Source organism: Streptomyces sp. CB02959 (assembly GCF_002803155.1).
Taxonomy (GTDB): domain Bacteria; phylum Actinomycetota; class Actinomycetes; order Streptomycetales; family Streptomycetaceae; genus Streptomyces.
Map to the genome: position 1 here is coordinate 133,474 of NZ_NNBP01000011.1, position 12,148 is coordinate 145,621.

11 protein-coding genes and 1 tRNA gene are annotated in these 12,148 nt (G+C 74.4%); 6 read left to right on the top strand and 6 right to left on the bottom strand.

Translation table 11 applies throughout. The annotated features are described in order from the left end of the window. Together CG747_RS19460 and CG747_RS48095 are read right to left on the bottom strand one after the other, a co-directional pair. Positions 1-1,251 carry a cytochrome P450 gene (locus tag CG747_RS19460; RefSeq protein ID WP_100603152.1) on the bottom strand — a complete coding sequence of 417 codons (1,251 nt, stop codon included), beginning with the start codon at positions 1,249-1,251 and terminating at the stop codon, positions 1-3. Between the two features lie 80 nt (positions 1,252-1,331). Then, positions 1,332-1,568, bottom strand: a complete 237-nt coding sequence (locus CG747_RS48095; protein WP_180985608.1) for a hypothetical protein — start codon at positions 1,566-1,568, stop codon at positions 1,332-1,334. Between the two features lie 223 nt (positions 1,569-1,791). On the opposite strand from CG747_RS48095, the gene CG747_RS19470 reads away from it, so the two are divergent. Continuing rightward, the gene (locus tag CG747_RS19470; RefSeq protein ID WP_146022107.1) at positions 1,792-2,112 is read left to right on the top strand and encodes a hypothetical protein; all 321 of its coding nucleotides are present in this window, start codon (positions 1,792-1,794) and stop codon (positions 2,110-2,112) included. Positions 2,113-2,154: 42 nt separating this feature from the next. On the opposite strand, the gene CG747_RS19475 is transcribed toward CG747_RS19470, so the two are convergent. Next, entirely contained in the window at positions 2,155-2,883 is a 729-nt protein-coding gene (locus tag CG747_RS19475) for a response regulator transcription factor (protein ID WP_100603033.1), read from the bottom strand. Next, positions 2,880-4,157 carry a sensor histidine kinase gene (locus CG747_RS19480; RefSeq protein ID WP_100603034.1) on the bottom strand — a complete coding sequence of 426 codons (1,278 nt, stop codon included), beginning with the start codon at positions 4,155-4,157 and terminating at the stop codon, positions 2,880-2,882. The genes CG747_RS19475 and CG747_RS19480 overlap by 4 nt, the downstream gene beginning before the upstream one ends. 204 nt (positions 4,158-4,361) lie before the next feature. On the opposite strand from CG747_RS19480, the gene CG747_RS19485 reads away from it, so the two are divergent. Beyond that, positions 4,362-5,912, top strand: coding sequence for a nitrilase-related carbon-nitrogen hydrolase (locus CG747_RS19485; RefSeq protein WP_100603035.1), 1,551 nt, complete (start codon positions 4,362-4,364; stop codon positions 5,910-5,912). A 15-nt stretch (positions 5,913-5,927) separates the two neighbouring features. Here CG747_RS19485 and grpE read toward each other — a convergent pair whose 3' ends face one another. Together grpE and dnaK are read right to left on the bottom strand one after the other, a co-directional pair. Then, a complete protein-coding gene (grpE, locus tag CG747_RS19490; RefSeq protein WP_180985609.1) occupies positions 5,928-6,617 on the bottom strand; it encodes a nucleotide exchange factor GrpE in 690 nt (229 codons plus the stop codon). Continuing rightward, on the bottom strand, positions 6,614-8,476 hold the full coding sequence (dnaK, locus tag CG747_RS19495; RefSeq protein WP_100603036.1) for a molecular chaperone DnaK: 1,863 nt from the start codon (positions 8,474-8,476) through the stop codon (positions 6,614-6,616). Before dnaK ends, grpE begins: the two co-directional genes overlap by 4 nt. Positions 8,477-8,913: 437 nt before the next feature. On the opposite strand from dnaK, the gene CG747_RS19500 reads away from it, so the two are divergent. The 4 genes from CG747_RS19500 (at position 8,914) to CG747_RS48100 (ending at position 12,132) form a co-directional block, all read left to right on the top strand. After that, positions 8,914-10,212 (top strand): erythromycin esterase family protein, encoded by a 1,299-nt coding sequence (locus tag CG747_RS19500; RefSeq protein ID WP_100603037.1) that lies wholly within the window; start codon positions 8,914-8,916, stop codon positions 10,210-10,212. A 101-nt stretch (positions 10,213-10,313) separates the two neighbouring features. Further along, positions 10,314-11,075, top strand: a complete 762-nt coding sequence (locus CG747_RS19505; protein ID WP_100603038.1) for a DUF72 domain-containing protein — start codon at positions 10,314-10,316, stop codon at positions 11,073-11,075. Positions 11,076-11,284: 209 nt separating this feature from the next. After that, a complete protein-coding gene (locus CG747_RS19510; protein ID WP_100603039.1) occupies positions 11,285-12,016 on the top strand; it encodes a hypothetical protein in 732 nt (243 codons plus the stop codon). A gap of 18 nt (positions 12,017-12,034) precedes the next feature. Further along, positions 12,035-12,132 (top strand) — tRNA-OTHER (locus tag CG747_RS48100). Positions 12,133-12,148 lie beyond the last annotated feature (16 nt).

Consider the following 12,148-nt stretch of genomic DNA (forward strand, 5'->3'; position numbering starts at 1 on the left):
TCACGTCGCCACCCGCAGGGGCAGCGACTTCAGCCCGTTGATGAAGTTCGACACCAGCCGCTGTGGCGGTCCGGCGACCGCCACAGCGGGCAGCAGCGCGCAGGTCTCCTCGTAGAGCACCCGCAGCTGCAGCCGCGCCAGGTGCGCACCCAGGCAGACATGCGGACCGTCCCCGAACGAGACGTGCGGATTCGGGGTGCGGGCGAGGTCCAACCGGCCGGGCTCGGCGAACACCCGCTCGTCGTGGTTGGCCGAGCCGTGGAAGACCACGACCTTGTCACCGGCGCGGATCCGGCGGCCGGCCAACTCCGTGTCGGCCGCCGCGGTCCGGCGGAAGCTGAGCACCGGCGGATGCCAGCGCAGCAGTTCCTCCACAGCCGTGCCCACCGGCACCGCACCGGTGCGCAGCGCGGCGTAGGCGTCCGGGTGCCGGGCGAGCGCCAGCAGCCCGCCGGGGGCCGCGCTGCGCACGGTGTCGTTGCCCGCGATGGTCAGCAGGAAGAAGAACATCTCCAGCTCGGGCACGGCCAGTTCGCCGTCCGCGGCGAGCACCGTCAGCACGTCGTCCCCCGGATGCCGCCGCTTGTGCGCGGCCAACTCGCGGGCGAACGCGAACATGTCCTGGAGCATCGCCGGGGAGCGGGGGTCGGCGGGCCGGCCGTCCGCCCCGGTCACCGCCGGGCCGGCCTCGTCCGGGTCCTGGTAGCCGATGACCCGCCGGGTCCAGTCCAGCATCAGGCCGCGATCGCCGGGTGGCACGCCCAGCAGGTCGGCGAGGTTGAGCAGCGCGTAGTCGTCGGTGACGGCGCCGACGAGGTCGCACACCCCGTCGGCGGTTCGCGCGGCGCCCACCGCCGCGGTCAGCAGGGCGCGCGCCCGGTCCCGGACGGCGGTCTCGAAGCGGTCCACCCGGCGCGGGGTGAAGGCCCGGCTGACCAGGCGCCGCAGCCGGCCGTGGTCCGGGGGGTCCTGATTGAGCATCATCCGGCGGATGAACGGCAGATCGGCGGGGTCGGGGTCGCGGATCTGGGTGGCACCCAGGTGGGAGGAGAAGGTCCGCGCGTCCTTCAACACCCGGATGACGTCCCGGTGCCGGGTCACCGCCCAGAAGCCGGGACCGGCCGGCCACCCGAGCACCTCGGGCTCGTCCTGCCATGCCACCGGATGGTGGTCGCGCAGCAGGCGGTAGGCGTCGTGCGGCAGCCCTCCGGCGTAGCGGCGGGGATCGAAGACGTCGGGGACGTCCGGGATATCGGGGACGTCCGGGCCGCGCCGCGGTGTCGCGGCCTCGCCGGTGCGGTCTGTGGGGTCGGTGCGCTCGGTGTGGTCGGTCACCCGGCCGCCGATCCGTCGCCGGCGGAGCCGGTATCGCCGGTGGCCGCCCCCTCGGCGGTGTCCTCCGCCGCGCCGTGGCCGCGGAGGTCGGCCAGGGCGTACGGGAACGCCTCCCGGTCGTGGTCCGGCACGACCGGATCGCACGCCGACCGGTCGGCGAACCGTCCGTGCACCGCGCTGATCTTGTGCCGGCCCCCATCGTGCGGGGTGTGCGGGAGGACGAAGGAAGCCACGCGCTCTCCACCTGTGCTCCGGGCCGGACACCGCCGGCCTGCGGACGGACGACTCCGACCACCCTGACCGCCACCGCGGCGCCCCGCAAGAGCGCCGCACCCGACGGCGCCCGAGGTCGTCCCGCTGCTGCTGAACGTCCTGGCCCGCCGAAACCGGCCCGGCCGGGTCGCCGGCCGGCGCGGCTGGCGGTTCGACGACAACGCCTGCGGTTGGCTGGGCGAGTTGGGCCCGCGCGCCGGGGCCGCGGCGCCCGCGCTGCGCGGGATGCGCGATGGCCGGACGGAGTCGGGCGCACTGCGCGTGGCCGCCGCGGACGCGCTGTGGCGGATCACCGGGGACGCGGCCGGCGCGCTGCCCGTCCTCCGGCACTACGCCGACCCCGCCCCCGCCCCCGCCCCTGGTACCGAACGGGCCGCGGCGGACGACGCCGACGACGGCCTGCCGGCGAGGGCCCGGGACGCGCTCCGGCGCATCGAGCGTGCGGTGTCGGCAGCCCGGCCGGACGGTGGAGTCGGCAGTGTCCGGGGCGGGGCGGGGGAGTGAGCTGCGGGTGCGCCCCGGCGGCCGGGCGCACGTCGGCGGCGGTCACGGACGGCCGTCCCCGGTGTCGTGGGGCGCGTCCGGGCCGGGCCGGAGGAGGCCCGCCTCATGGGCCAGGAGCGCGGCCTGCACGCGGTTGTCCAGGCCGAGTCGGGTCAGGATGCGGTTGACCCGGCTCTTCACCGTGGCCTGGGACAGCTCCAGTTCCTCGCCGATCTGGAGGTTGGACCGGCCCCGGGCGACCAGGACGAGCACCTCCAGCTCCCGGGCGGTGAGGGTGTCGACGAGCCGGTCGGTGCCGCCGCGCGACGGCGGCGCGCCCGGCAGCAGCCCGGCGGGGAGCGCCGTGAAGGCGCCGATCAGCCGGTGGGTGACGCTCGGGGCGAGCATCGCCTCGCCCTCGGCCACCACCCGGATGGCGTGGGCGAGTTGGTCCGGCGGGCTGTTCTTGAGCAGGAATCCGCCGGCCCCGGCGCGCAGCGCCGCGTGGACGTACTCGTCCAGGTCGAAGGTGGTCAGGACCAGGACGCGGGGCGGCGGGCCGGGGTGCGGCCAGTCGGTGTGCAGCCGGCGGGTGGCCTCGACGCCGTTCATGCCGGGCATCCGGACGTCCATCACCACCACGTCCGGGCGCAGCTCGGCGGCGAGCGCGACCGCCTCCGCGCCGTCGGCGGCGGCACCGACGACCTCGAAGTCCGGGCGGCGGCCGATCACCGCGCACAGCGCGTCCCGGACCATCTCCTGATCGTCGGCGAGGAGCACGCGGACCGTCATACCGGGGCCTCCAGGGGAAGGGTGGCGGACAGCCGCCAACCGCCGTGCGGGTGCGGCCCGGTGCGTACCGCGCCGCCGAACGCGGCGACCCGTTCGCGGATCCCGAGCAGCCCCCGGCCGGAGCCGGGCGGCGGGCGGTGCCCGGCCGTGGGCGGCCCGTTCTCGACGGCGACGGTCAGCGCCGGCCCGTCGAGGCGCAGCGCGACCCGCACGTCCGTGGGGCCGGCGTGCTTGAGGACGTTGGTGAGGGCTTCCTGGACGATGCGGTAGGCCGAGACCTGGAGCGCGGGCGGCAGTTCGCCGAGGGTCTCGTCGAGCGCCGTGGTGACCCGGCAGCCGGCCGCCCCGGCCGCCGCGAAGAGCCGGTCGAGGTGGCGGAGGGACGGTTCCGGCGGCAGGCCGCTGCCGTCGTCCCGCTCCGGACCGGCCGCCAGCAGGCCGAGGATGCGCCGCATCTCGACGAGCGCGGTGTCGGCGGTCTCCGCGATTCGCGCCACGCCCCGCCGCCCGTCCGGCGGAGCGTCCGGGAGCACCTCCTCGGTGGCGCGTGCCTGGACGGCGATCGCGCTCACGTGGTGGGCGACCACGTCGTGCAGGTCGCGGGCGATCCGGGCCCGCTCGGCGACGACCGCCTGGCGGGCGTTGATCTCCCGCTCGGCGCGCAGCCGTTCGTTGGCGTCCCGCAGCCGCGCGTTGACGTCCTGCAGCTGCCCGTTGGCGTCGCCGAGCCGCAGGTTGAGGTCGCGGAGCCGGTCCGCCTGGCGCACGATCCGCCGCCGCCCGTACCCCACGAGCCAGGCGGCGCCGTAGAAGACGACGAAGGTGGTGGCGGTGACCGGCTCCACCGAACCGGCCTGCGGCGGCCCGGTCCGGCCGGTGAGCAGATCCGTCGTCACCGCCGTGAGCAGCGACAGCACCGTCCAGGGCAGACCGGCCCGCACCGGCGTGTGCCGGGCCACCGCGTACACCGCGAAGACCAGCAGATACGGACCCGGGATCTTGCCCGGCACCGGATCGACCACCTCGAAGGCGACGAACGCCGCGGTCATCGCGCACAGCACGGCCCGCGGCCGGCGGCGGCGCCAGACCAGCGGCACCGTCTGGAGCCCCCACAGCAGCACGCCGACCGGCCCCGGCGCCGGCTCCCGGGACAGCAGCGTCAGCACGTCGAACGCGGTCAGGCCGCCGCCGAGCGCGAGATCGGTCAGCCAGGGCCGCCGGGTGACGAGCCGGCGCCGGGCGCCGCGCAGGGCGGCCGTGGGATGCGTGTTCATAGCTGACGGCAAGGCTAACCAGCCGCACCGGCCGCGGTGATCGTGCCCGAGGAGGGAACGGGCCCGCCGCCGACGCAACCACGGTTGCGCGGGCCCGCCGGGGATCGGCATCCAGGACGACGCCACGGCCGCCCCCGCCTTCCTAGCGTCGAGACCTGACCGGAGCGCGCCACCCGCGCCACCTCGAAGGGACCGACGAACCACGTGAACACGACGAGTACCGCCGGGCGGACGGACCGCACCGGCCCCCGCCCACCGGCGGCCCGCGCCCGCTGGGCACTGCTGGCGCTGGGCACCGCGGCCCACCTCCTCGCCGACGGCGGCCGCTGGGACATCGCCGCCGCGGCCTGGATCTTCCCCGTCCTCCTGCTGCGGTTCGCCCGCACCGGCCGGGCCTGGTCCGGCGCCCTGTGGCTGTGGGCGGCCAACCTCGCGGCGGCGGCCTTCTGGCTCGCCGAGTCGGCGCTCGGCTTCAGCCCGGTCACCCTGGCGGGGGCGGCTGCGCTCGCCGCTCTGCTGACCCTGCCGTACCTCCTGGACCGGCTGCTCGTCGGCCGGTTGCGCCCCTGGGCGGCGCTGCTGGTGTTCCCCGCGGCGGTGGCCGGGGCGGAGTTCCTGATCACCCGGCTCTCCCCGTTCGGCACCGCCTACGGCTCGCAGGCGACCACCCAGTTCGGCGCGCTGCCGCTGCTGCAGCTCGTCTCGGTCACCGGCTCCTACGGGATCGGCTTCCTCATCGCCTGGTGCGCCGCGGTCGTCAACCTCCTCTGGGAGACCGCCTCGTGGCGCGCGGCCCGGCGCGCCGTGGCCACCTGCGCGGCGGTGCTGCTGGCCGTCGTCCTCGCCGGCGGGGCGCGGCTCGCCTTCTTCCCGCCGGACGGGCCGACGGTGCGGGTCGCCGCGGTCACCGCGGACGCGGCCCTGATCCGCGCCCAGAAGGCGGCGTACGCCCGGGGCACCGGCGGCCGGGCGGACCTCGTCGCCCACCCCCCGCCGGGTCTCCGCACGGCCCAGCGCGCCGTCCGGGACAGCCTGCTGGCCGCCACCCGGCGCGAGGCCGCGGCGGGCGCGAAGATCGTGGTCTGGCCCGAGCAGGCGGTGCGGGTGCCGGCCGCCGACGAGCCCGCGACCGTCGCGGCGGCCCAGGAGGAGGCCCGCCGCTCCCGGATCTACCTGGAGATCGGCCTCGGCGTCCACACCGCCCGGGCACCGGCCTACGGCCGCAACGAGACCCTGCTCATCGACCCCCGCGGCACCGTCCAGTGGACCTACCAGAAGGCCCACCCCATCCCCGGCTCGGAGACCTTCACCCCCGGCGACGGCCGGGTCCCGGTCGCCGCCACCCCGTACGGCCGGCTGGCCAACGTCATCTGCTACGACGCCGACTTCCCCGGCATGATGCGGGTCCCCGCCGACATCATGCTGGTCCCCTCGCACGACTGGCGGGAGTACGGGCGCACGCACACCCGCAAGGCCGCCCTCCGGGCCATCGAGGGCGGCTACGCGCTGGTCCGCCCGGACGGCGAGGGCGTCACGGCCGCCTTCGACAACCAGGGCCATGTCCTGGCCGCCACGGACTACTTCACCGCCGACCGGCAGGCCACCGTGGCCTACGTACCGGTGCGCGGCACCACCACGGTCTACGACCGGATCGGCGACACCTTCGCCTGGCTGTGCCTGGCGGCCGTCGGGGCGCTGCTCGTGACCGGCGCGGCAGCCGGTCGCCGACCGCCCACCGCGCCGACCGAACCGTGACAACCAGCCTCTCCGCTAAGTGAGTCGGGCATGCTGCGGGCCCGCCGACGCGCCGGACACGGTCACCTGGGCGGGGCGCAGCAGCCGGTCGCCCACCCGGAAGCCCTGGCGGACGACCTCGCTGCAGACCGCACGTTCGCCCGGTGCGCTCCGGTCGGCCGGCCCGGTCCGGTCGGGCGGGGTGTAGGCCACCGCCTCGTGGACGGTCGGGTCGAACGGCTCGCCCGCCGTGCCGAAGGACGTCAGGCCCAGGGACGCCAACTCCGTCTCCAGGAGTTCGGCGACGCGCCGGAAGCCGTCGGTCAGCTCGCCCTGCCCGGTGGCCTCGGCGATCGCGTCGAGCACCGGCAGCAGCCGTTCCAGCACGTTGACCACGGCGATCTGGCCGACCGCCAGCCGGTCGCGGTGGACCCGGCGCCGGTAGTTGTCGAACTCGGCCTTGAGCCGTTGCAGATCGGCCGTGCGCTCCCGCAGTTCGGCCGCCAGCCGTTCGGTGTCGGGTGCCCCGGTGCCGCGCCGGGTGGAGCCGGGGGGTGCGGTGCCGCGCCGGGCGGGGTGCGTCGCCGCACGGGAGGCATGGCGGTCCGGCCGCACCGGGTCGGGCTCCGGCCGGGGCGGCGGGGCCGGGCCCCGCTCCGGCCCGCTGCGCCCGACGAGTGCGAGCGGCGGGCGGGGGAGGCGACCGGTATCGGTCGGACCGTTCATCGTCCGCCGCCTTCCCGCTTGTCGTCGTCCACGATCTCCGCGTCGACCACTTCGTCCTCGGCCGGAGCCTGCTGGGCCCCGTGCCCGCCGCCGTCCGGACCGGCCGCGCTCTGGGCATCGGCGTACATGGCCTGCCCCAGCTTCTGGGAGACGGCCGCGAGCCGCTCCGAAGCGGTCCGGATCTCTGAGGTGTCCTCGCCCTTGAGCTTCTCCTTCAGCTCGCCGACGGCGGTCTCGACCTCGGTCCTGACGTCGGCGGGCACCTTGTCCTTGTTGTCCTGCAGGAACTTCTCGGTCTGGTAGACGAGTTGCTCGCCCTGGTTGCGGGTCTCGGCGGCCTCCCGCTTGCGGCGGTCGTCCTCGGCGTACTGCTCGGCGTCGCGCACCATCCGGTCGATGTCGTCCTTCGGCAGCGAGGAGCCGCCGGTGACGGTCATCTTCTGCTCCTTGCCGGTGCCCAGGTCCTTGGCGGTCACGTGCATGATGCCGTTGGCGTCGATGTCGAAGGAGACCTCGATCTGCGGGACGCCGCGCGGGGCCGGCGGCAGACCGGTCAGTTGGAACATCCCGAGCTTCTTGTTGTACGCCGCGATCTCCCGTTCGCCTTGGAAGACCTGGATCTGCACGGACGGCTGGTTGTCCTCGGCCGTGGTGAAGATCTCCGAGCGCTTGGTCGGGATGGTGGTGTTGCGCTCGATCAGCTTGGTCATGATGCCGCCCTTGGTCTCGATGCCGAGGGACAGCGGGGTGACGTCCAGTAGGAGGACGTCCTTGACCTCGCCCTTGAGGACACCGGCCTGGAGGCTGGCCCCGATGGCGACGACCTCGTCCGGGTTGACGCCCTTGTGCGGGTCCTTGCCGGTCAGTGATTTGACCAGTTCGGTCACGGCGGGCATCCGGGTCGAACCGCCGACCAGGATCACGTGGTCGATGTCGGCGACCTTGATCCCCGCGTCGTCGACCGCGTTGTGGAACGGCGCCTTGCAGCGCTCCAGCAGGTCCGCGGTCAGCTGCTCGAACTGGGCGCGGGTGAGCTTCTCGTCCAGGTGCAGCGGCCCTTCGGGCGAGGCGCTCAGGTACGGCAGGTTGATCGTGGTCTCGGTGGCCGCCGACAGCTCGATCTTGGCCTTCTCCGCGGCCTCGCGCAGCCGCTGGGTGGCCATCTTGTCCTGCGACAGGTCGATCCCGTACGCGTTCTTGAACTGCTTGGTCAGATGGTCGACGATCCGCTGGTCCCAGTCGTCGCCGCCCAGGTGGGTGTCGCCGTTGGTGGCCTTCACCTCGACGACGCCGTCGCCGATCTCCAGCAGGGAGACGTCGAAGGTGCCGCCGCCGAGGTCGAAGACCAGGATGGTCTGGTCGTTCTCCTTGTCCAGGCCGTACGCCAGGGCGGCGGCGGTCGGCTCGTTGACGATCCGCAGGACCTTCAGCCCGGCGATCTCCCCGGCCTCCTTGGTCGCGGTGCGCTGCGAGTCGTTGAAGTACGCCGGGACGGTGACGACCGCGTCGGTGACCTCCTCGCCCAGGTAGTTCTCGGCGTCCCGTTTGAGTTTCTGCAGCACCCGCGCGGAGATCTCCTGCGCGGTGTAGCGCTTGCCGTCGATGTCACCGCTCTCCGGGAAGTGCCATTGCGCGTCCCCCATGTGGCGCTTGACCGAGCGGCACGTGCGCTCGATGTTGGTCACGGCCTGGCGCTTGGCGATCTCGCCGACCAGGACGTCCCCGCCCTTGCCGAAGGCGACCACCGAGGGAGTGGTCCGGGCGCCCTCGGCATTGGCGATGACCGTCGGCTCACCGCCCTCCAGCACGCTGACCACCGAATTCGTCGTCCCGAGGTCGATACCGACTGCTCGTGCCATGGTCTTCTCCTCGTCTTGCGGCCCGATCCGGGGCGACGGTGTCGTCGAGGGCCGGTGCCCGTCGGGGCAGCGCCCGACCGCATCCCTCGCAACGCCTCTCACCTGCTGATACGGCGACCGAGCCGGCTACATCATCTGCATAGAACGTGCCCCGACACCTGTCAAGATGCACCTTTTGTTGTGAATATTCCCCATGGTGGGTGGGGGGCGCGACCGGACCCGCGGAATTCCGGCGCGGGGCCGCGGCGGCCGCTGTTACGGTCCGCCGCATGGCAGTACGCAGCAACTTCCTCTGACGACGTCCTCCGCCGAGCGCGGCGCACCGACGGCCGATCGGCCCGGTGCCGATCGCGCCTGCGCGTACGCGTCCCCGCGCCGGGCCGGCCCGCGGACGCTCGACCGTTTCGGACCTCCGTCAAGAGAAGAGACCGCTTTCCATGCCTGACCGGACCCCCTCCCACCGCCCGCTCGCCGACTGGTTCCGCGCGCACGCCGCAGAACTCACCACCCTCGACCCCCACGGCAACCTCGACGATCTGGAGCCGCTGCGGGAGATCGCGGGCGACGCCCGGGTCGTCGCCGTGGGCGAGGGCGCCCACTTCGTCACCGAGTTCTCGCTCGCCCGCCAACGCGTCCTGCGCTTCCTCGCCGAGCGCTGCGGATTCACCGTCCTCGCCTTCGAGTACGGCTTCAGCGAAGGCTTCGCCCTCGACCGGTGGCTGCGCGGCGAGGGCTCCGACGACGGCCTCGCGCAGGCGGGCCGGGCCGCGGCCGAGTGGGGCGCCGCGGACTTCATGCACTGGCTGCGCGACCACAACCGCACCAGCCGCCACCCCGTGCGCTTCGCCGGCCTCGACGTCCCCGAAGCCGGCGGGGCGCTGCGGCCCGCCCTGGACCCGGTCCGCGACTACCTGCACGACGTCGGCCCCGACGCGCTGCCGCTGCTCGACACGGCACTGGAGATCAGCGACCGGTTCCTCGCCGGCGCCGGCTCCGGCGCCGCGGCCGCACCCGCCTGGGCCCGCCTCGCACCGGCCGAGCAGGACGCACTGACCGCCACCCTCGCCCGGCTCCTGCTCCGCCTGCGCGCCGCGGAACCGCGGTACGCCGCCCGCGGCGGCCAGGAGCGCTACGACATCGCCCGGCGCCGGGTGGAGGGCGCCTGCCACACCGACGCCATGTTCCGGGCGATGCACGCCCTCCGGACCGGCCAGGGCGACAGCGCCGATCTCGCGATCCGTGAGATCTATCTGGCCGAGTCGGTGAGCTGGCACCTGGAGCGCAGCGCCCCGGGCACCCGCATCGTGCTCGCCGCGCACAACGGCCACATCCAGAAGACCCGGATCGCGTCCGGCGGGTCGTTCACCGTGGTCCCCATGGGGTACCACCTGGCCCGGACGCTCGGCACGGACTACCGCGCGGTGGCCGTGACCCACACCGCGGACCACGTCCCCGAGATGGTGCCGGACGAGCGGAGCCGCGTCGGCTTCACGGTCGCGGACACCCCGCTCGCGGCCCCGGCGCCCGGCAGCGTCGAGGCCGCCCTGATCGACGCCGGACTCGGGGACCGGATCAGCCTCACCGACCTCCGCCATCCGCCGCGCGACGCCGACGGGACGCCGCTGCCGAACGGCATCCGGTCGCAGAGCACCACCCTCGCCACCCCGGTGCCCGCGGCGTTCGACGCCGTCCTCGCCGTCCCCACGGTGACCCGGGACGCCTCGGTGCGCTTCTGACCCCACCGGCCCCGGGGCGGGCGGCGGCCCGGCCCCGGGGCCTCCGTCCGCCCCCGCCCGGCCACCGGTACGCGGCGCACCGGACCGGGGACGCATCCCGCATGACCCTCCACCTGGGAACCTCCGGCTGGCAGTACCGCGACTGGCGCGACGTCCTCTACCCGCCCGACGTGCCGCAGCGGCGCTGGCTGGAGGAGTACGCCCGGCACTTCGCCACCGTCGAGAGCAACGCCGCCTTCTACCGCCTGCCCGAGGCCGGCACCTTCGCCGACTGGCGGGACCGCACACCGCCCGACTTCGTCATGGCCGTCAAGGCCAGCCGCTACCTCACCCACATCAAACGGCTCCACGACCCGCAGGAACCGGTCCAACGCATGATGTCCCGCGCCGCGCACCTCCGCCCCCGGCTCGGCCCCGTCCTGCTCCAGCTGCCGCCCACGCTGCCTGCCGACGCCCCCCTCCTGGACACCTGCCTGGGCTGCTTCCCCGCCGGGACCCGGGTGGCCGTCGAGCCCCGCCACGACTCGTGGTGGACCGACGCGGTCCGCACCGTACTGGAGCGCCACGGCGCCGCCCTGTGCTGGGCGGACCGCGGATCCCGGCCCGTGACGCCCCTGTGGCGGACCGCCGACTGGGGGTACCTGCGCTTCCACGGCGGTGCCGCCGCACCCTGGCCGCGCTACGGAGGGCAGGCACTGGATGCCTGGGCGCGGCGGATCGCCGACGCCTGGCCCGACCGGGCCGACGTCTACGCGTACTTCAACAACGACCCGGGCGGGGCCGCCGTCCTCGACGCCACCCGCTTCGCCCGTGCGGCCGCCGCCGCGGGCCGCACGGTGACCCGAACGCCGCCGGGGCGGTAGTCCGCCGCCGGGCGGGCAGGGCCGCCCGGGACCCGCCTGCCGCACCCCGGGCGCCCCGCCGCCGGGCCGCCGGCGCCCACCGCGAAACGGGATCGCACGCCCTGGCCAACTCCGCGGGCCCGCCGGCACTTTGACCGCGGACCGGTGCGCCCGCGCCACCGCTCGAAAAGCCTTTCGCCCCGTGTGCTGATCGTTGATACGTTGCCGACGTGGCGAAACTCAACCAGATCATCGCCGTGGAGAAGGGCATCAAGTCCAAGTCCCACCAGGACCTGACGTCCGCTCACCACGGGCTCCAGAAGCCGGCGTTGCTGGCCGGTATCTCCCGTACGTACCAGCCCAAGGACGAGGAGGGCGAGCAGCTGCCGCCCGAGTCGACCCGGGTGCAGGTGCACGCCGAGGACGTGCTGCGGGACACGGCGCGCGCGCTGACCCGGCTGTTCGACGTGACCGCCACCAAGGACTGGGCCAACTGCACCGCGCGGGCCGACGTGACCGTCGAGGGGCGGACGCTGCTCCGCGACGTCCCGGTGTCGTACCTGCTGTTCCTGGAGAAGCAGCTCACCGACGTCAACACCTTCGTCCGGAAGCTGCCGGTGCTGGACGCCTCCGAGGCGTGGGTGCAGGACCCCTCCACGGACGCCTGGAAGACCGAGCCGGTGCGCACCGTGCGGACGAAGAAGGTGCCCCGCAACCACGTCAAGGCAGAGGCCACCGACAAGCATCCGGCGCAGGTCGACGTCTACTACGAGGACGTGCCGGTCGGTTACTGGACGACCGTGAAGTTCTCCGGCGCGCTGCCGGCGAAGCGGGTGAACGAACTCCTGGACCGGGTCGAGAAGCTCCAGCAGGCGGTGAAGTTCGCCCGTGAGGAGGCGAACGGGGCCGAGATCACCGATCAGCGGGTGGGCGAGGTCGTCTTCGGCTACCTGTTCGGGTAGCGTCTACAACTCCCCGGCGCCGCTGTGCGTCCGGGGTGCGCGAGGAGCGCAAGCTGACACTGAAGTTCGTCGTGACCAACGCGGTTCCAGTGGAGGTTCGAGTCCTCCCCGCGGCCTTCCGGGCCGCGGTGG